At 54.2% G+C, this 19,448-nt stretch carries 15 protein-coding genes; 14 read left to right on the forward strand and 1 reads right to left on the reverse strand.

Annotation, left to right across the window (positions count from 1 at the left end; genetic code table 11):
- From cmk to H7A81_RS12825, 10 genes are all read left to right on the forward strand, one after another.
- A partial coding sequence (gene cmk, locus H7A81_RS12780) for a (d)CMP kinase (protein ID WP_182057682.1) occupies positions 1-587 on the forward strand: 587 nt, incomplete at its 5' end.
- A 122-nt stretch (positions 588-709) separates the two neighbouring features.
- Positions 710-2,383 carry a 30S ribosomal protein S1 gene (gene rpsA / locus H7A81_RS12785; RefSeq protein ID WP_034820570.1) on the forward strand — a complete coding sequence of 558 codons (1,674 nt, stop codon included), beginning with the start codon at positions 710-712 and terminating at the stop codon, positions 2,381-2,383.
- Positions 2,384-2,469: 86 nt separating this feature from the next.
- Positions 2,470-2,754 (forward strand): integration host factor subunit beta, encoded by a 285-nt coding sequence (gene ihfB / locus H7A81_RS12790; protein WP_003849360.1) that lies wholly within the window; start codon positions 2,470-2,472, stop codon positions 2,752-2,754.
- A 201-nt stretch (positions 2,755-2,955) separates the two neighbouring features.
- On the forward strand, positions 2,956-5,214 hold the full coding sequence (locus H7A81_RS12795) for a DNA internalization-related competence protein ComEC/Rec2 (protein ID WP_182057683.1): 2,259 nt from the start codon (positions 2,956-2,958) through the stop codon (positions 5,212-5,214).
- 34 nt (positions 5,215-5,248) lie between these two features.
- Positions 5,249-6,997: a lipid A ABC transporter ATP-binding protein/permease MsbA gene (gene msbA / locus H7A81_RS12800; RefSeq protein WP_182057684.1), complete on the forward strand. Its 1,749-nt coding sequence runs from the start codon at positions 5,249-5,251 to the stop codon at positions 6,995-6,997.
- A complete protein-coding gene (gene lpxK / locus H7A81_RS12805) occupies positions 6,994-7,995 on the forward strand; it encodes a tetraacyldisaccharide 4'-kinase (protein ID WP_182057685.1) in 1,002 nt (333 codons plus the stop codon). The genes msbA and lpxK overlap by 4 nt, the downstream gene beginning before the upstream one ends.
- Before the next feature lie 23 nt (positions 7,996-8,018).
- Entirely contained in the window at positions 8,019-9,236 is a 1,218-nt protein-coding gene (locus H7A81_RS12810; RefSeq protein ID WP_182057686.1) for a winged helix-turn-helix domain-containing protein, read from the forward strand.
- Between the two features lie 94 nt (positions 9,237-9,330).
- On the forward strand, positions 9,331-9,513 hold the full coding sequence (locus tag H7A81_RS12815) for a Trm112 family protein (protein ID WP_007887424.1): 183 nt from the start codon (positions 9,331-9,333) through the stop codon (positions 9,511-9,513).
- Entirely contained in the window at positions 9,510-10,259 is a 750-nt protein-coding gene (gene kdsB / locus H7A81_RS12820) for a 3-deoxy-manno-octulosonate cytidylyltransferase (RefSeq protein WP_034820546.1), read from the forward strand. The genes H7A81_RS12815 and kdsB overlap by 4 nt, the downstream gene beginning before the upstream one ends.
- A gap of 110 nt (positions 10,260-10,369) precedes the next feature.
- On the forward strand, positions 10,370-11,263 hold the full coding sequence (locus tag H7A81_RS12825; protein ID WP_182057687.1) for a YcbJ family phosphotransferase: 894 nt from the start codon (positions 10,370-10,372) through the stop codon (positions 11,261-11,263).
- Here the strand turns inward: H7A81_RS12825 and elyC are convergent.
- The gene (gene elyC / locus H7A81_RS12830) at positions 11,243-12,028 is read right to left on the reverse strand and encodes an envelope biogenesis factor ElyC (protein ID WP_182057688.1); all 786 of its coding nucleotides are present in this window, start codon (positions 12,026-12,028) and stop codon (positions 11,243-11,245) included. The genes H7A81_RS12825 and elyC overlap by 21 nt on opposite strands.
- A 124-nt stretch (positions 12,029-12,152) precedes the next feature.
- Between elyC and cmoM the strand changes: the two genes are divergently transcribed.
- From cmoM to mukB, 4 genes are read left to right on the forward strand one after another with little or no spacing between them, the layout of a single operon-like run.
- Complete coding sequence (cmoM, locus tag H7A81_RS12835; protein ID WP_166936447.1) at positions 12,153-12,926, forward strand: tRNA uridine 5-oxyacetic acid(34) methyltransferase CmoM; 774 nt, start codon at positions 12,153-12,155, stop codon at positions 12,924-12,926.
- Between the two features lie 11 nt (positions 12,927-12,937).
- On the forward strand, positions 12,938-14,260 hold the full coding sequence (gene mukF / locus H7A81_RS12840) for a chromosome partition protein MukF (protein WP_034820534.1): 1,323 nt from the start codon (positions 12,938-12,940) through the stop codon (positions 14,258-14,260).
- Positions 14,241-14,975, forward strand: coding sequence for a chromosome partition protein MukE (gene mukE / locus H7A81_RS12845; RefSeq protein WP_182057689.1), 735 nt, complete (start codon positions 14,241-14,243; stop codon positions 14,973-14,975). The genes mukF and mukE overlap by 20 nt, the downstream gene beginning before the upstream one ends.
- Positions 14,972-19,438: a chromosome partition protein MukB gene (gene mukB, locus H7A81_RS12850; RefSeq protein ID WP_182057690.1), complete on the forward strand. Its 4,467-nt coding sequence runs from the start codon at positions 14,972-14,974 to the stop codon at positions 19,436-19,438. Before mukE ends, mukB begins: the two co-directional genes overlap by 4 nt.
- Positions 19,439-19,448 lie beyond the last annotated feature (10 nt).

Raw genomic sequence — 19,448 nt, forward strand, 5'->3', positions numbered from 1 at the left:
ACTTGCTGGATTCTGGTGCCATTTATCGCGTACTTGCATTGGCTGCACTTCATCATCAGGTGGATATTGAATCCGAAGAAGCATTAGTGCCTATGGCCGCTCACCTCGACGTGCGTTTCTTGTCCGTAGAAGGTGAGATGCAGGTCATTTTAGAAGGTGAGGATGTGACCGGTGAAATCCGTACGCAGGAAGTGAGTAATACGGCTTCGCGGGTTGCTGCCTTCCCACGCGTGCGTGAAGCGCTGCTGCGTCGTCAGCGAGCATTCCGTGAAGAGCCGGGCTTAATTGCAGATGGTCGTGATATGGGCACAGTCGTGTTCCCCGATGCACCGGTAAAAATCTTCCTTGATGCAAGTTCAGAAGAGCGTGCTCATCGGCGTATGCTACAGTTGCAGGAGAAGGGCTTTAATGTTAACTTTGATCGCCTTTTATCCGAGATAAAGGAACGCGACGACCGCGATCGTAATCGTGCTATCGCGCCTTTAGTGCCTGCCGCTGATGCTCTGGTGCTGGATTCGACCAGTATGTCCATTGAGCAAGTGATTGAAAAGGCACTTGATTATGCCCGCCAAAAGCTGGGCATTTAATCTATTCGGTAACTGAATTGTAGTAACCCTGTACCACGGATCCGGTGCTGGGCATGTGAAACAACCCCATCCGACAATGACGTCAGGTGGACGTTAAATTGAAGAATCCTAAGATTATCAATATGACTGAATCTTTTGCTCAACTATTTGAAGAATCACTGAAAGAAATCGAAACCCGTCCGGGTTCCATCGTTCGTGGCGTTGTTGTCTCTATCGACAAAGACGTAGTCCTGGTTGATGCGGGTCTGAAATCTGAGTCTGCAATTCCTGCAGAGCAGTTCAAGAACGCAGCCGGCGAACTGGAAATCCAGGTTGGCGACGAAGTTGACGTTGCGCTTGACGCAGTTGAAGACGGCTTCGGTGAAACCCTGCTGTCCCGTGAGAAAGCTAAGCGTCACGAAGCTTGGATCACGCTGGAAAAAGCTTACGAAGAAGCTGAAACTGTTACCGGTGTTATCAACGGCAAAGTTAAAGGTGGCTTCACAGTTGAGCTGAACGGTATTCGTGCGTTCCTGCCAGGTTCACTGGTTGACGTTCGTCCGGTTCGCGATACTCTGCACCTGGAAGGCAAAGAGCTTGAGTTCAAAGTGATCAAGCTTGATCAGAAACGTAACAACGTGGTGGTTTCTCGCCGCGCAGTTATCGAATCTGAAAACAGCGCTGAACGCGATCAGCTGCTGGAAAACCTGCAGGAAGGCATGGAAGTTAAAGGTATCGTTAAGAACCTCACTGACTACGGCGCATTCGTGGACCTGGGTGGTGTTGACGGCCTGCTGCACATCACCGATATGGCCTGGAAACGCGTTAAGCATCCAAGCGAAATCGTCAACGTGGGCGACGAAATCACTGTTAAAGTGCTGAAGTTCGACCGCGAGCGTACTCGTGTATCTCTGGGCCTGAAACAGCTGGGCGAAGATCCATGGGTTGCTATCGCTAAGCGTTACCCAGAAGGCACCAAGCTGACTGGCCGTGTAACCAACCTGACCGACTACGGCTGCTTCGTTGAAATCGAAGAAGGCGTTGAAGGCTTGGTACACGTTTCTGAAATGGACTGGACCAACAAAAACATTCACCCATCTAAAGTTGTTAACGTGGGCGACGTTGTTGAAGTTATGGTTCTGGACATCGACGAAGAACGTCGTCGTATCTCCCTGGGTCTGAAGCAGTGCAAAAACAACCCATGGCAGCAGTTCGCTGAGACCCACAACAAAGGCGATCGCGTTGAAGGTAAAATCAAGTCAATCACTGACTTCGGTATCTTCATCGGCCTGGATGGTGGCATCGACGGTCTGGTTCACCTGTCAGACATCTCCTGGAACGCGACTGGCGAAGAAGCCGTTCGTGAGTACAAAAAAGGCGACGAAATCGCTGCTGTTGTACTGCAGGTTGATGCAGAGCGCGAGCGCATCTCTCTGGGCGTGAAGCAGTTGGCTGAAGATCCATTCAACAACTACATCACCCTGAACAAGAAAGGCGCTATCGTTAACGGTAAAGTAACTGCAGTAGACGCTAAAGGTGCTACAGTAGAATTGGCTGATGGCGTTGAAGGTTACCTGCGCGCTTCAGAAGCTTCACTGGACCGTATCGAAGATGCAACTCTGGTTCTGAGTGTTGGTGACGACGTTGAAGCTAAATTCACCGGCGTTGACCGTAAGAACCGCGTTGTAAGCCTGTCTGTTCGTGCTAAAGACCAGGCTGATGAGAAAGAAGCTATCAACACTGTTAACACCAAACAGGAAGAAAGCAACTTCTCTAGCGCTATGGCTGAAGCGTTCAAAGCGGCTAAAGGCGAGTAATCGACCCGAGGCACCGGACGATGTAAGTCGTCCGGTTTCGGTAAAAGCTGTCATACCTTTCCCATTAAGGATTAACCGGAGGTTACATGACCAAGTCAGAACTTATTGAAAGACTTGCTGGACAGCATACTCATATTCCGGCGAAAGTCGTTGAGGATGCAGTTAAAGAGATGCTCGAGCACATGGCCACCACGTTGGCACAGGGCGAGCGCATTGAAATCCGGGGATTCGGCAGCTTTTCTTTGCACTACCGCGCACCGCGCACTGGTCGTAACCCGAAAACGGGTGACAAAGTGGATCTGGAAGGTAAATACGTTCCCCACTTCAAGCCGGGCAAAGAATTGCGTGACCGTGCAAATATCTACGGCTAAGCCGTTACCGAACGACAAAGCGACACCTCTGGGTGTCGTTTTTTTTTGCTCTAAATTCGTTGTTGTGAATCTGATTCCTAAACCCACATCAACAATGAAAGCCACTTCGATTTTTTGGCATCCGCAATCCAGCTCTCCCCATTCCTGAAAGCTATTCCTGCCAATTGCACGCAAACTGGTGCCCATTGCGGGAGAAAAGTGATGCGTATAACAGGGATTGCAGTAGCCAGAATCATGATCCTGGCGGCGCTACCATTGGGTTTGTTACCTCAAATACCGACCATGGAAATGATCGCTGTGATGGTGCTACTAGCACTTATTGTGGCATCCCTGCCTTGGGCTGTGCTGCGTCTTATTGGCATGGGTATCCTGCTTCTGGCGTGGGCGCTATTGGAAGCGAGACAGATGCTGAATGTGATTGACCAGCTTTCAATGGCGCCAGCCGAAGTGACGCTGCGTATTGTTGATGTGAAGGAAAATCAACAGCAATTTAAAGCCCAGATTATCCGTGTGGGTGAGCGATATCAGTTCCCGCCGTTGTTTGTCAGTATCAATGCGGAGCCAGGTGAATCGGGGTATTGTGCAGGGCAACGCTGGAAAATGACCTTACGCTTGCGTGCAGTGCATGGTCGCTTGAATGAAGGCGGGTTTGATGCCCAACGTTTTGCGCTGGCAAACCATACACCTTTGCAGGGGAGAATCATTAACCAGCTGGCGGAATCGGTAGATTGTAATTTGCGAACGCAGGTTATGCGCCATCATCAACCTCTTTTTGAACACCTGCAACAACCTGCCATTTTGCAGGCGCTGGCTTTTGGTGAACGTGAGAACATGACCAAAACTCAGCGACAATTATTACGTGAGACCGGAACCGCACACTTAATGGCGATTTCCGGTATGCATATTGCGCTAGCGGCCAGCGTTGGCTGGATGATAGTACGTGGCTTGCAGCTGCTGCAGCCTGCGCACACCATCGGTTATCTGCTGCCACTGATGGGTAGCATCATTACCGCGACAATCTACTGCTGGTTGTCGGGCAGCCATGCACCAGCTCAGCGCGCGCTGGTCGCGCTACTACTGTGGACAACGATAAGAATCGCTGGCTGGCAGTTAACAGGCTGGCAGATTTGGACACTGTGCATGGGTGTACTGCTTTGGCTTGATCCCCTCACCGTCTTATCTGAAAGCTTTTGGCTCTCTGCTCTTGCCGTCGCCATGTTAATCATCTGGTTCCAGTGGTTTGCCTTGCCGGATCGATACCGTCAGGCCAGGCGCTGGCTGCCGCTGAGATTGCTGCACTTACAACTCGGCATGATGATACTGATGGCTCCTCTGCAGATTTTTTTATTTCAGGGAATCAGCCTCAGTGCACTGGCCGCTAACCTCATCGCGGTGCCGGTGGTATCGCTTTTCACCGTGCCATTGATACTGCTGGCGCTTTTGCTGCCCATACAACCCCTCGCTTCGGTACTGTGGCGGTTGGCGGATTTTTCTGTCAATCAGGTGATGCAGGGCCTGGCATACTTGCCAGCAGGATGGTGGCCGTTAAATGATGCCTTGCCGGCAGTGGCCCTGCTATGGGGCGGTTTATTTATGTGGCGCAGTGGTTTGCTGAATAACACGCTGATGCTTTGCTGCGGCTGCGCATTGGCATTTGTGTTATGGCGTCATCAGTCTGAACAAGATGACTGGCAGATTGATGTGCTGGATGTGGGCCATGGTCTGGCGATCGCGATTACACAGGGTAATGAAGTGGTGTTGTACGACGCGGGTCCACGCTGGAATGAAGATGATGCGGGCGCGCGCGTGATACTGCCATGGTTACTGTATAAGGGACGACAGCTAAACACGGTGGTGGTAAGTCATAAGCATCTGGATCATCGGGGTGGGCTGAATTCACTGCATCAGTCCAATCCCAATATGATGATCCGCAGTGCATTGGGTGAAGCGGGGCATTTACCTTGTCAGCGAGGAGAGCAGTGGCAATGGGGCAAACTGACCTTTACGGCACTCTGGCCGCCTGCAGGGAATACGCAAGGGCAAAATAATGACTCTTGTGTCGTACGCGTAGACGATGGAGCTGTCAGCCTGCTGCTCACCGGGGATATTGAGTTAGAAGCAGAAAGAAAATTGGTGGCATTAGAGAAAACCCAGCTCACCAGCACATTAATGCAGGTCCCTCATCATGGTAGCCGAACCTCTTCGGGGCCTTTACTGTTACGTAGTGTTGCAGGAAAGGGCGCGGTGGCATCGGTAGCGCGCTATAACGCATGGCGCATGCCAGCCGCCGCCGTGGTGGAACGCTATCGCCAACAGGGCTATATCTGGTATGACACGGCACAATCCGGGCAGGTCCACATTGGTATTCGGCAGGGTGAATGGCAGATTAAGGGATTGAGGGAGCAAATAAAACCTCGCTGGTATCATCAGTGGTTTGGCGTCAAACGTGAATCCAGGTAGAATGAGCGGCTATTTCAAACAGCGTGAATAAATAATGCATCAAGACAAAGATCTCTCAACGTGGCAAACGTTCCGCCGACTCTGGCCGATGATTGCGCCGCACAAAGCAGGACTGTTTGTGTCTGCGGTGGCGCTGATTCTCAATGCGGCCGGCGATACCTTAATGTTGTCGCTGTTGAAACCTTTACTGGATGATGGCTTCGGTAAGGCCGATCGTTCCGTCATGCTTTGGATGCCTCTGGTGGTGATTGGCCTGATGCTGGTGCGTGGCGTGACCAGCTACATCTCCAGTTATTGCATCTCTTGGGTATCGGGCAACGTGGTCATGAATATGCGCCGCCGCTTGTTTGGTCACATGATGGGCATGCCCGTGGCGTTCTTTGACCAGCAATCAACCGGCACATTGCTGTCACGCATCACTTATGATTCCGAGCAGGTTGCTTCGTCCTCTTCCAGTGCACTGGTGACGGTCGTACGTGAAGGCGCCTCGATCATCGGCCTGTTTATCATGATGTTCTACTACAGTTGGCAGCTGTCATTAATTTTGATTGTCCTTGCGCCAATTGTTTCGTTTGCGATTCGCACCGTGTCCAAACGCTTCCGCAGCATCAGTAAAAACATGCAGAACACCATGGGACAAGTCACCACCAGTGCTGAACAGATGCTGAAAGGGCACAAAGAGGTGCTGATCTTTGGTGGTCAGGATGTTGAAGCACAGCGTTTCTCCCAGGTGAGCAACAAAATGCGCCAGCAGGGCATGAAACTGGTTTCGGCATCTTCCATTTCCGATCCGGTCATTCAGCTGATTGCTTCTCTGGCACTGGCATTTGTGCTCTACGCCGCCAGTTTCCCCAGCGTGATGGAAACTCTCACCGCCGGTACCATCACTGTGGTGTTCTCATCGATGATTGCCTTGATGCGTCCACTGAAGTCGCTGACTAACGTCAATGCCCAGTTCCAGCGCGGTATGGCTGCTTGTCAGACCTTGTTCTCAATTCTGGATAGCGAACAGGAAATCGATAATGGCAAGCGTGAAATCACGCGTGCCAAAGGCGATGTTGAATTCCGCAATGTGACCTTTACCTATCCTGGCCGTGAAGTCCCGGCGCTGCGTGATATCAATCTGTCACTGCCCGAGGGCAAAACCGTGGCATTGGTAGGACGCTCAGGATCGGGTAAATCGACCATGGCGAGCCTGTTGACCCGTTTCTACGATATCGACTCCGGTGAAATTCTGCTGGATGGCCACGATCTGCGTGAATACACCCTGCGTTCGCTGCGTAATCAGGTGGCGCTGGTATCTCAGAATGTTCATCTGTTCAACGACACCATTGCCAATAACATTGCTTATGCACGCAATGGAGAATACACCCGCGAGCAGATTGAACAGGCAGCGACTATGGCGCACGCCATGGACTTTATTAAGAAGATGGATAACGGTCTGGATACCGTGATTGGTGAGAACGGCGTATTGCTATCAGGTGGCCAGCGTCAACGTATTGCCATCGCGCGCGCATTGCTGCGTGATTGCCCGATTCTGATCCTTGATGAAGCGACCTCAGCACTGGATACCGAATCCGAGCGCGCCATTCAGGCCGCACTGGATGAGCTGCAGAAAAACCGTACTTCGCTAGTGATTGCGCACCGCCTGTCGACCATCGAAAAAGTCGATGAAATCGTGGTCGTTGAGGATGGTCGTATCGTTGAACGCGGTACGCACAGCGTGTTGCTGGCCGAAAAGGGTGCCTATGCACAGCTTCACAAACTGCAGTTTGGTCAATGATTGAACGCATCTGGAGCGGGCGTTCGCCACTGTGGCTACTATTGTGGCCACTGAGTTTGCTGTATGGGGCAATCAGCAGTTTGATTCGCCTCAGCTATCAGCGTGGCTGGCGTAAAAGCTGGCGTGCGCCTTGCCCGGTAGTTGTGGTGGGTAATCTGACTGCTGGGGGTAATGGTAAAACCCCGGTGGTAATCTGGCTGGTTCAGGCGCTGCAACAGCGTGGCCTACGCGTTGGCGTAGTGTCACGCGGTTATGGCGGCAAAGCAGAACGTTACCCGCTGCTGGTGACGGCGGAGACTCCAACATCGCAAGCCGGTGACGAACCGGTGCTGATCGCGCAACGCACTCAAGTGCCGGTGGCGGTCGCGCCTCAACGCCGTATGGCGGTAGAGGGCCTGCTGGCTGCACAAGAGCTGGATGTGATCATCACTGACGACGGTCTGCAGCATTACGCATTGCAGCGCGATCGTGAAATTGTGGTGGTGGATGGGGTGCGTCGCTTCGGCAATGGCTGGTGGTTACCCGCAGGTCCAATGCGTGAGCGAGCGTCCCGTCTGCAAAGCGTTAATGCCATCATCGTCAATGGTGGTGAGGCGCAAGCCGGTGAGATCGCCATGACGTTGCGGCCAGGTAAGGCGGTCAATCTGGTGAGCGGTGAAACGGCGAGCCTTGATCAACTGCCTGAGATGGTGGCGATGGCGGGCATTGGTCATCCGCCGCGTTTCTTCAATACGTTGCAGCAGCAGGGCATCCAGCCGGTGGCGGAAATCGCGTTTGCCGATCACCATGCTTATAGCGAAGAAGAGTTACAGCGTTTGACGCAGACTCATCAATGCCTGCTGATGACCGAAAAAGACGCAGTGAAATGCCGTAGTTTTGCACGTGACAACTGGTGGTATCTACCGGTTGATGCCGATCTGTCGGGGGCGTCCCTGGATGCTTTACTCGCCGATGTGACCCAACTCTGCACGACTGCGCGCGACACCCGTTCGCGCTAAACCTGCTCAAAGGGAATCGAGTCATGACCACAACATCGTCCCTTTCACTCCGAACTGCTCGTCATTTACACCTGGCTGCTCAGGGGTTGTTACGCCCACCGAGCCGCCGAGCCCACCTGGCCGATATCCATGCCTGCGTGCGGCAGATGTCACTGCTGCAAATCGACACCATCAATGTCGTTGCGCGCAGCCCTTATCTGGTGCTGTTCAGCCGCCTTGGCGCCTATCCCACACAGTGGCTGGAAGAGACATTGGCCTCCGGCGCGCTGTTTGAGTACTGGGCGCACGAAGCCTGTTTTATTCCCTTTGAAGATTACCCGTTGTTGCGTCATCGCATGCTGGAACCGCAGCGGCTGGGGTGGAAATACAACGAGCAGTGGGTTGAAGAACATCAGCAAGAAATCGCCGCCTTGCTGAATCATATCGCTGAAAATGGCCCGGTGCGCGCCGCTGATTTTGCCAGTGATAAGCAAACCAAACCCGGATGGTGGGCCTGGAAGCCACACAAGCGGCATCTGGAAAACCTGTTCAGCGCGGGTGAGTTGATGGTGGTCGAACGCCGTAACTTCCAGCGGGTGTACGATCTGCGCACGCGAGTGATGCCTGATTGGGATGATGAACAACATGCACTCAATGAAGCGGAAGCGGTACGAGCGATGCTGGGACACAGTGCACGCAGTCTGGGGATTTTTCGCGCCAGCTGGCTGGCCGATTACTACCGGCTGAAGCGTGCGCCATTACAGGCCTGGATTAAGGATGCCGAAGCCCAGGGCGATATCGTGCGCGTTGAAGTGGAACAGCTCGGGGAGATGTGGCTGCATAAGAGCTTGTTACCTCTGCTGGATAAAATGCCCAGCGCCACCCACACGGCCTTGTTGTCACCGTTCGATCCGGTGGTATGGGATCGCCGTCGCGCTCTGGAGTTGTTTAATTTCGATTACCGCATTGAGTGCTATACCCCTGCTGAGAAGCGCGTCTATGGTTACTTTGTTCTGCCGGTGTTACACCGAGGTGCACTCAAAGCGCGTATTGATGCAAAGATGGACCGCCAGGCACAGCAGCTGATTATCCGTGCATTTTGGCTTGAGCCCGGCGTGCGTGTTACCCAGGCCTTTCTGAATGATGTGCAAAAAGCCATCAGTCGCTTTGCACAGTGGCAAGGTGCCGATGAGGTCATCGTTGAAAATGTCCCTGCCGAACTGCTTGCTGCCTGGACGCATCGTTGGGTTATCAACGATTGAGTTCATCGTAATAATGCCGCGCCCGGCGCACTGTGCTTCGGGTGCGCTATGGTATGCTAAGCGCCTGACAAATCGGTGCTGAAAGGAGAAAATTATGGATCACCGTTTACTTGAGATTGTTGCCTGTCCGGTTTGCAACGGAAAACTGTATTTCAACAAAGAGCAGCAGGAGCTGATTTGTAAACCAGACGGCCTGGCTTACCCGGTGCGCGACGGCATTCCGGTATTGCTCGAAGTGGAAGCGCGTACGCTGTCTGTTGAAGAGATCCATCCATGAGTTTCGTCGCCATCATTCCGGCGCGTTATGCATCAACGCGCCTGCCCGGCAAACCGCTGGTGGATATTCACGGTAAACCGATGGTGATACACGTGATGGAGCGCGCACGCGAGTCGGGCGCCGATCGCGTAATTGTGGCGACCGATCACCCCGAGGTTGCTGCAGCGGTAACCGCTGCCGGTGGCGAAGTGTGCATGACGCGCGCGGATCACCAGTCAGGCACCGAGCGCCTGGCAGAAGTGATTGAGAAATATCAGTTTGCCGATGACACCATTATCGTCAACGTGCAGGGCGACGAGCCGATGATTCCGGCAGAAATCGTGCGTCAGGTCGCCGATAATCTGGCGCAGGCTGATGCAGGGATGGCGACATTAGCCGTGCCGATTACCGATGCAGAAGAGGCCTTTAACCCCAACGCGGTTAAAGTGGTGATGGACGCGAAAGGCTATGCACTTTACTTCTCACGCGCCACCATTCCGTGGGATCGCGAGCGCTATGCGAAATCGCGCGAGCAGATCGGCGACACTTTGCTGCGTCACATTGGCATTTACGCCTATCGCGCTGGCTTTATCCGTCGTTACATTGCGTGGGAACCTTGCCCGTTAGAACACATTGAATTGCTGGAGCAATTGCGCGTGCTGTGGTACGGCGAGAAGATTCACGTTGCCGTAGCGCAAACCGTACCTAGTGTTGGCGTGGACACACCAGAGGATCTGGTTCGTGTTCGTGCGGCCATGCAGGGGTAAAGCCCGACCGGCCAGCCGCTTGTGCTGGCCATAAAGTTTGATCTGGCGCTAAGTTTCGCGCCACCATGACCTCCAGGATAGTGAAGTCAATTGACTGCGGAGGATAACGCATGGAACAGCTCCGTTCAGAACTGGCGTTGATACTGGGTGAAGGTATCAGCCGCCTCGAGACCATTAGCGAACAGGCGCAGTCGCGGCTGTACGCACTCTATGACAACGACGGTAAATCAATGCCGCTGGTGGCGAAGTATTTTCGTCATCAAGGCCGTGCGGCGCTGGAAGCCAAAAAACTCACCATGTTGGGTCATGATGGACTGGTCACAGTACCTGCGGTTTTTGGCCTGGTGCTGAGTCAGCAGCCGCCGGTACATGAAATGCTACTGATGGCGCGCTTCAATGGCGTCTCCGCCGAAGCGCCAGCGCGCACTGCCGTGCGCTGGGAGCAACTGTGTGAGCAAATTGTCGAGGGTGTACTCGGCTGGCACCGTATCGACAGCCACGGATTAGTGGGAAGGGTTGATAGTGTCCAGGAAAACAACTGGCCAGCCTGGTATCGCCAGCGTATCGAGGTGCTGTGGGCCACGTTGGGCTATCTGTCACCGCCATTTTTCACATTGGAAGATCGGCAGATCCTGTACCGCAGCCGACAGCAGTTAACTAATCTCTTCAAAGACTTCGACGATCCCTGCGTGCTGATGCACGGCAACCTGCGTTTATCCAGCATGCTGAAAGATGCACGCAGTGACCAACTGGTAGCGATGATGCAGCCAGGCAATATTCTCTGGGCTCCGCGTGAGTATGAATTAATCCGGCTGGCAGATAGCGGGGCTGAAGCCTCACTGCTGCAGCATTACCTGCAACGCGCGCCGGTTTCTGAAGGCTTTATCTGGCGGCGCTGGCTGTATCAGCTATGGGATTGTGTCGATACGTTGGTAAGCAGCGGACAGTTTGACCGTCCGCGCTTTAATCATGCCCGCGAGCAGTTACTTCCCTGGCTCGGATGACAGGGAATTATCGCCGCGCAGCCGTTGCCAAATCTGGCCCAGGGTTTCATAAATCGCACGTTCACTGTGACCCAGCCACATTGGCGATGGCAACATGCGGTCCCAGGCGCTGATTGGCGAGGTAATCGCGAGCTGATTGGCCGGCGCGGCGATGGGGTTCAGACCAGCGCTCAGGAAAAAATGCATTGCACGTGGCAAGTGGTTCGCCGATGAGACCAGCAGGAAAGGGTGATTGCCGATAGTTTGTTTGACGGCCAGCGCTTCTTCGCCCGTATCATGTGGTTGGTCCAGCGTGATAATCGCCGAACGTGGCACTCCCAGACTTTCGGCTACCTCTGCCGCCACGCTGGCGTTGCTGCGGGGGTTGTATCCAGCAGCAGCGCCAGTGAAAATCATTTTTGCTTGTGGATTCCGACGCCATTGGCGCACACCTTCTGTTACGCGCGGCAGGCTGTTGTTGAGCAAATTAGAACTTGGTGCCCAATTCGGATTGAAGGTGTAGCCACCGCCCAGCACGACGATATAATCCACCGGTTCGCTACCGTTCCAGGTTGGATAATGCTGTTCGATGGGGCGCAACAGACGATCGGCAACGGGTTGCAAGCTGAGCAGCAGGAGCAGCAGCCAACTCAGAGAGATCAGGATTTTGCCGCCTTTTTGCCAACGGCTAAACCAGAGAAGTAAAAGTCCTACCGCCATGAGCAACAACAGCAGTGGTAAAGGTAATAACATCGCGCCAATCCATTTCTTTAAGGCAAAAAACATCGAAATTTGCTCCTTTTGTCCGAAAAAACAGCAGCCAGACAGTTACTGTGGCGTGAAAGGTTCATTCTTGTTGAGCCTGTGACAAAATAGCACAAGTTGAATGCAGCACAGTGGAGCCATCATCATGCAGGATCGTAACTTTGACGATCTGGCGGACAAATTTTCGCAGAACATTTATGGCACCCGCAAAGGGCAGGTACGGCAGGCGATCCTGTGGGACGAACTGGATGCGCTGTTACCGACACTGCCTGAAGGCGCACTGTCAGTGCTGGATGCCGGCGGTGGCGTAGGACAAATCTCCTGTGGATTAGCGGCACGTGGCCATCAGGTGCTGTTGTGCGATCTCTCCGCGGAGATGTTAAAGCTGGCTGAAGCGCATGCGCACACCGAGGGTGTGAGCCACAACATGCAATTCAAACAAATTAGCGCGCAGCAGGTGGGCGAACATTTGGATCAGCCGGTTGATCTGGTATTGTTTCACGCTGTGCTGGAGTGGGTGGCAGAACCGGAAGCGGCGCTGCGTGCCTTGTGGCACACGCTGAAGCCCGGTGGCGTGCTGTCGTTGATGTTTTACAATGCGCATGCCCTGACGTTCCGCACCCTGCAACTCGGCAATTTCGGCTATCTGCGTGCCAATATGACTAAACGCAAAAAGCGTACGCTGTCACCGGATTTCCCGCGCGATCCTCAGGACGTTAATCGCTGGTTAAGTGATGCGGGCTTTGAGATTGAACAGCGTGCAGGCATTCGCGTGTTTTGTGATTACATGAAACCGCCACCGCCCGGCGTCGTCAAAAGCGTTGAAGAGATTATTGAGATGGAACGGCGCTACTGTCGTCAGGAGCCCTTTTTAAGTTTAGGGCGCTATATCCACGTGACCGCGCGCAAACCCAGGTAGAAGGATCAACTATGAGCGAATTTTCCCAGACGGTCCCCGAATTGGTGGCATGGGCGCGCAAGAATGACTTTTCACTTGCGTTGCCGGTAGAACGTCTGGCTTTTTTGCTGGCTATCGCCACCTTAAACGGTGAGCGCATGGACGGTGAAATGAGTGAAGGTGAACTGATCGATGCGTTTCGTCATGTCAGCAAGGCCTTTGAACAAACCCACGAAACCGTTCAGGTACGTGCCAACAACGCCATCAATGACATGGTGCGTCAGCGCTTGCTCAACCGTTTTACCAGCGAGTTAACCGAAGGCCATGCGATTTATCGCCTGACGCCGCTCGCCATCGGCATTACCGATTACTACATCCGTCAGCGTGAATTTTCCACACTGCGCCTGTCGATGCAGCTGTCGATTGTGGCACAGGAGCTGAAGCGCGCCGCAGATGCCGCCGAAGAAGACGGTGACGAATTCCACTGGCATCGCAATGTCTTTGCCCCGCTGAAATATTCCGTGGCCGAGATTTTCGACAGTATCGACATGACTCAGCGCCTGATGGATGAGCAGCAGCAAGCGGTGAAAACCGATATTGCCGACCTGCTGAACAAAGACTGGCGTGCAGCTATCTCCAGCTGTGAGCTGCTGCTGTCGGAAACCTCCGGCACACTGCGTGAACTGCAGGATACGCTGGAAGCGGCAGGCGATAAATTGCAGGCCAATCTGTTGCGCATTCAGGATGCTACGCTGAGCAGCCCGGATTTGGGCTTTGTCGATAAGCTGGTGTTTGACCTGCAAAATAAGCTGGACCGCATCATCAGTTGGGGCCAACAGGCCATCGATTTGTGGATTGGCTACGACCGCCACGTGCATAAATTTATCCGTACCGCTATCGACATGGATAAGAACCGCGTCTTCGCGCAACGTTTACGCCTGTCGGTGCAGAACTACTTCGACCAGCCTTGGGCATTGACCTACGCGAATGCCGACCGTCTTTACGATATGCGCGATGAAGAGATGACGCTGCGTAATGATGAGGTGATGGGCGAACTGCCGCCAGAGATGGAGTACGAAGAGTTTAACGAGATTCGTGAGCAGCTTGCCGCGATGATCGAAGAAGCATTGCAGATTTATAAGCTGGAGCAAAAGCCGCTCCATCTCGCTACGGTGATGCGCGATTACCTGGCGCAATACCCGCGTGCGCGCCACTTTGATTTGGCGCGTATCGTCATCGATCAGGCAGTACGCCTCGGTGTCGCCGAAGCTGATTTAGCCGGTCTGCCGGCAGAATGGCAGACTATTAATGATTACGGAGCCAAGGTGCAGGCACATGTCATCGACAAATATTGAACAAGTGATGCCCGTCAAACTGGCGCTGGCACTGGCAAACCCGATTTTCCCGGCGCTGGATAGCCAGTTACGCGCGGGCCGCCACATTGGCATTGAAGAGCTGGACAATCACGCATTTTTGATGGACTACCAGGAGTACCTGGAAGAGTTCTATGCGCGATATAACGTTGAATTGATGCGTGCGCCAGAAGGATTCTTCTATCTGCGTCCACGTTCCACCACCTTGATTCCCCGCTCGGTTCTGTCTGAGCTGGACATGATGGTTGGCAAAATCCTTTGTTATCTCTATCTCAGTCCGGAACGTCTGGCCAACGAAGGGATTTTCACCCAGCAGGAACTGTACGACGAGCTTCTATCACTGGCCGATGAGAGCAAACTGCTCAAGCTGGTGAACCAGCGCTCAACCGGTTCTGATCTGGACCGCGCCAAGCTGCAGGAAAAAATGCGTGCTTCACTCAGCCGCCTGCGCCGCCTGGGCATGGTGTGGTATATGGGTAACGACAGCAGCAAATTCCGCATTATGGAATCGGTGTTTCGCTTTGGAGCCGATGTCCGCAGTGGCGATGATGCGCGCGAAGCGCAGCTGCGACTGATCCGTGATGGTGAAGCGATGACGCTGGAAAGCAAGCCCGCAGCCAATGAGAGTGACGAGGCGGACAACGAGAATGACATTGACAGCGATGCGAGTGATAACGCGGAGGATGAACAGGAATGATTGAACGCGGTAAGTTTCGTTCGCTAACGCTGATCAACTGGAACGGCTTCTTTGCCCGTACCTTTGATCTCGATGAGCTGGTGACCACGCTCTCCGGCGGTAACGGTGCAGGTAAATCCACCACCATGGCGGCTTTTGTCACGGCGCTGATCCCCGACCTCACCTTGCTGCATTTCCGTAACACCACCGAAGCGGGGGCCACCTCTGGCTCTCGCGATAAAGGTCTGCACGGTAAACTGCGCGCGGGTGTCTGTTATGCGGTGCTGGATGTGGTCAATTCGCGCCATCAGCGCGTGGTGGTCGGCGTGCGTCTGCAACAGGTTGCTGGACGCGATAAAAAAGTCGATATCAAACCCTTCAGTATTCATGGCCTGCCGACCGATTCGCAGCCGACCGATATGCTGACCGAAATCCTTAACAGCCGCCAGGCGCGCGTATTACCGCTGGCGGAAGTGAAAGAACGCGTTGAAGCGCAGGAAGGCGTGCAGTTCCGTCAGTACAACTCGGTTACGGATTACCACGCCGTCCTGTTCGAGCTGGGCGTGGTGCCGCGTCGTCTGCGCACCGCTAGCGACCGCAGTAAGTTCTATCGTCTGATTGAAGCCTCGCTGTACGGCGGTATCTCCAGCGCTATCACCCGTTCGCTGCGTGATTATCTGTTGCCAGAAAATGGTGGCGTGCGCAAAGCCTTCCAGGATATGGAAGCCGCGCTGCGTGAAAACCGCATGACGCTGGAAGCGATTCGCGTTACGCAGTCCGATCGCGATCTGTTTAAGCATTTGATCTCTGAAGCCACCAGCTATGTGTCGGCAGATTATATGCGTCACGCCAACGAGCGTCGCATTCACCTCGATGGGGCACTGCAACTGCGCAATGAGCTGTTTACCAGCCGCAACCAGTTGGCTTCCGAGCAGTATCGCCACATCGAAATGGCGCGTGAACTCTCTGAGCACAACGGTGCAGAAAGCGATCTGGAAACCGACTATCAAGGCGCCAGCGATCACCTGAATCTGGTCCAGACAGCCATGCGTCAGCAGGAGAAGATCGAGCGCTATGATGCCGATCTCGAAGAGCTGACTTACCGCCTCGAAGAACAGAATGAAGTGGTGGCGGAAGCCCGCGAAGTGCAGGAAGAGAATGAAGCGCGTGCCGAAGCGGCTGAAATTGAAGTTGATGAGCTGAAAAGCCAGTTAGCCGATTTCCAGCAGGCACTCGATGTGCAACAAACGCGGGCCATTCAGTATCAGCAAGCGTTGCAGGCGCTGGATAAAGCGCGCGCGCAGTGTCAGTTGCCCGATCTGACCATCGATAATGCGACGGAGTGGCAGGAAACCTTCCAGGCACGCGAAGAAGAAGCCACCGAGCATCTGCTGCGTCTGGAACAGAAACTCAGCGTGGCCGAAGCGGCGCACAGTCAATTTGAGCAGGCATTAGCGCTGGTGACCAGTATCGCCGGCGAAGTGAGCCGTCAGGATGCATGGCAAGTGGGACGCAACTTATTGCGGGATGCCGCTAACCAGCGTCATCATGCCGATCAGCTCTCTTCGCTGCGCCTGCGTCTCAATGAGCTGGAAACGCGCCTGCGCGAGCAGCATGATGCCGAGCGCCTGTTAGCCGATTTCTGCAAGCGTCAGGGGCAACAGTACGATGCCGACGCGCTGGAAGGGCTGCAGCGCGAGCTGGAAGCACAGATTGAACAGCTGAACGAAAGCGTGTCCGATGCCGGTGAACGCCGCATGCTGATGCGCCAGGAACTGGAACAGCTGCGTGAACGCATCACTGCACTGACGGCGCGTGCGCCACATTGGCTGGCCGCGCAGGAAATCCTGACGCAGCTTAGCGAGCAAACGGGTCAGGCGCTGACTAACAGCCAGCAGATCACTGAGTTCATGCAGCAGTTGCTGGAACGTGAGCGTGAAACCACCGTTGAACGTGACAATGTGGCGGCACGTAAACGTGAAGTCGAGCAGCAGATCGAGCGTTTAAGTCAACCTGGTGGTGCGGAAGATGCTCGCCTGACGCAACTGGCGGAACGATTTGGCGGCGTACTGCTGTCGGAAATTTACGATGACGTCACACTGGATGACGCACCGTACTTCTCGGCGCTGTATGGCCCATCGCGTCATGCGATTGTGGTACCCGATTTATCTCTGGTGCGTGAACTGTTGGATGGCCTGGAGGATTGCCCGGAAGATCTCTATCTGATTGAAGGGGATCCGCAGGCGTTTGATGACAGCGTCTTCAGTGTTGATGAGTTGGAAAACGCCGTGGTAGTGAAAGTGGCTGAGCGTCAATGGCGCTACTCCCGCTTCCCTAAAGTGCCGTTGTTTGGCCGCGCTGCGCGTGAAAACCAGCTGGAACTGCTGAACAATGAACGCGACCAGCTGGCAGAACGGTTTGCCACTTTGTCCTTCGACGTGCAGAAAACGCAGCGCTTGCATCAATCCTTCAGCCGCTTTATCGGTAGCCATTTGGCGGTGGCCTTTGATGAGGATCCTGAAGCGCTGATCCGCCAGCTAAACAGCCGTCGTGGCGAGCTGGAACGGGGTCTGGCACAGCATGAGAATGATAACCAGCAGCAGCGTGCCCAGTTTGAACAGGCTAAAGAGGGCGTCAGCCAGCTTAACCGCCTGCTGCCACGCGTGAATCTGCTGTTGGATGATTCACTTGGCGATCGCTGCGAAGAGATCCGTGAACGCGTCGAAGAAGCTCAGGAAGCGGCGCGCTTCCTGCATCAGCATGGCGCCAAAATCAGCAAGCTGGAGCCGCTGGTGTCGGTGTTGCAAAGCGATCCGCAGCAGCATGATCAGCTGGAGCGCGATTACCAGCAAGCACAGCAGCAGCAGCGTGATGCGCGTCAGCAGGCCTTTGCCCTGACGGAGGTGGTGCAGCGTCGCGCCCACTTTAGCTATGAAGATTCTGCCGGCATGCTGACCGGCAACAGCGATCTCAATGAAAAACTGCGCCAGCGTCTGGATCAGGCGGAGGGTGAGCGCAGTCGTGCGCGTGAACGTCTGCGCGAACATCAGGCGCAGCTGACACAATATTCACAAGTGCTGGCATCACTGAAAAGTTCCTATGACGCCAAGCGTGACATGCTGAAAGAGTTGCAGCAGGAGATGCAGGATATCGGCGTGCATGCCGATGCCAGCGCCGAAGAGCGCGCCCGCGCCCGACGCGACGAACTTTATACCGCATTAAGCCATAACCGTGCTCGTCGTAATCAGCTGGAGAAACAGCTCACGTTCTGCGAAGCCGAAATGGACGGCCTGCAGAAGAAACTGCGCAAGCTGGAGCGTGATTATCACCAGATTCGTGAGCAGGTCGTCAGCGCTAAAGCAGGCTGGTGTACGGTGCTGCGTCTGGTCAAAGAGAACGGCATGGAGCGTCGCCTGCATCGTCGTGAGATGGCCTATCTGGGCGGAGATGAACTGCGTTCAATGTCGGATAAGGCATTGGGTGCACTGCGTCTGGCGGTGGCGGATAACGAACATCTGCGTGATGTACTGCGCATGTCGGAAGATCCAAAACGTCCAGAACGCAAAGTACAGTTCTTTATCGCAGTGTATCAGCATCTGCGCGAACGTATTCGTCAGGACATCATTCGTACTGACGATCCGGTTGAAGCCATCGAGCAGATGGAAATTGAGCTGAATCGTCTGACGGAAGAGCTGACGGCACGCGAGCAGACGCTGGCCATCAGTTCACGCAGCGCGGCGAATATCATTCGTAAAACCATTCAGCGTGAGCAGAATCGTATTCGTCAGCTGAACCAGGGCTTGCAGGCCGTGAGCTTTGGTCAGGTGCGCAGTGTACGTCTGAATGTTAACGTGCGTGAAGCGCACTCTACGCTGCTCGATACCTTGTCTGAAGAACATGAAGCGCATCAGGATCTGTTTACCAGCAATCGTCTGACCTTCTCCGAAGCGCTGGCGAAACTCTATCAACGTCTGAATCCACAAATTGATATGGGGCAGCGCACACCACAAACCATCGGTGAAGAGCTGCTCGACTATCGCAACTATCTTGAGATGGAAGTGGAAGTGAACCGCGGCTCCGATGGCTGGCTGCGCGCGGAGAGTGGTGCGTTGTCGACCGGTGAAGCGATCGGTACCGGTATGTCAATTCTGGTGATGGTGGTGCAAAGCTGGGAAGAGGAATCACGTCGTCTGCGCGGTAAAGATATTTCGCCATGCCGACTGCTGTTCCTTGATGAAGCGGCGCGTCTCGATGCCCGCTCCATCGCCACCCTATTCGAACTGTGTGAGCGTCTGGAGATGCAGCTGGTGATTGCTGCGCCAGAGAACATCAGCCCGGAGAAAGGCACCACCTACAAGCTGGTGCGTAAAGTGTTTAACAATACTGAACACGTGCATGTGGTGGGGCTGCGTGGATTCTCGGCGGATCCTGTGCCAGCAAAACGCGACACCAGTGATATCGATTTAGAAACAGAAAATACCTGACGCTGAATCT

Source organism: Pantoea sp. ME81, assembly GCF_903970985.1.
Taxonomy (GTDB): domain Bacteria; phylum Pseudomonadota; class Gammaproteobacteria; order Enterobacterales; family Enterobacteriaceae; genus Pantoea; species Pantoea communis.

Coding starts and splice junctions, on each gene's coding strand:
- rpsA (WP_034820570.1), top strand. CDS start 710: ATGACTGAATCTTTTGCTCAACTATTTGAAGAATCACTGAAAGAAATC.
- ihfB (WP_003849360.1), top strand. CDS start 2,470: ATGACCAAGTCAGAACTTATTGAAAGACTTGCTGGACAGCATACTCAT.
- H7A81_RS12795 (WP_182057683.1), top strand. CDS start 2,956: ATGCGTATAACAGGGATTGCAGTAGCCAGAATCATGATCCTGGCGGCG.
- msbA (WP_182057684.1), top strand. CDS start 5,249: ATGCATCAAGACAAAGATCTCTCAACGTGGCAAACGTTCCGCCGACTC.
- lpxK (WP_182057685.1), top strand. CDS start 6,994: ATGATTGAACGCATCTGGAGCGGGCGTTCGCCACTGTGGCTACTATTG.
- H7A81_RS12810 (WP_182057686.1), top strand. CDS start 8,019: ATGACCACAACATCGTCCCTTTCACTCCGAACTGCTCGTCATTTACAC.
- H7A81_RS12815 (WP_007887424.1), top strand. CDS start 9,331: ATGGATCACCGTTTACTTGAGATTGTTGCCTGTCCGGTTTGCAACGGA.
- kdsB (WP_034820546.1), top strand. CDS start 9,510: ATGAGTTTCGTCGCCATCATTCCGGCGCGTTATGCATCAACGCGCCTG.
- H7A81_RS12825 (WP_182057687.1), top strand. CDS start 10,370: ATGGAACAGCTCCGTTCAGAACTGGCGTTGATACTGGGTGAAGGTATC.
- elyC (WP_182057688.1), bottom strand. CDS start 12,028: ATGTTTTTTGCCTTAAAGAAATGGATTGGCGCGATGTTATTACCTTTA.
- cmoM (WP_166936447.1), top strand. CDS start 12,153: ATGCAGGATCGTAACTTTGACGATCTGGCGGACAAATTTTCGCAGAAC.
- mukF (WP_034820534.1), top strand. CDS start 12,938: ATGAGCGAATTTTCCCAGACGGTCCCCGAATTGGTGGCATGGGCGCGC.
- mukE (WP_182057689.1), top strand. CDS start 14,241: ATGTCATCGACAAATATTGAACAAGTGATGCCCGTCAAACTGGCGCTG.
- mukB (WP_182057690.1), top strand. CDS start 14,972: ATGATTGAACGCGGTAAGTTTCGTTCGCTAACGCTGATCAACTGGAAC.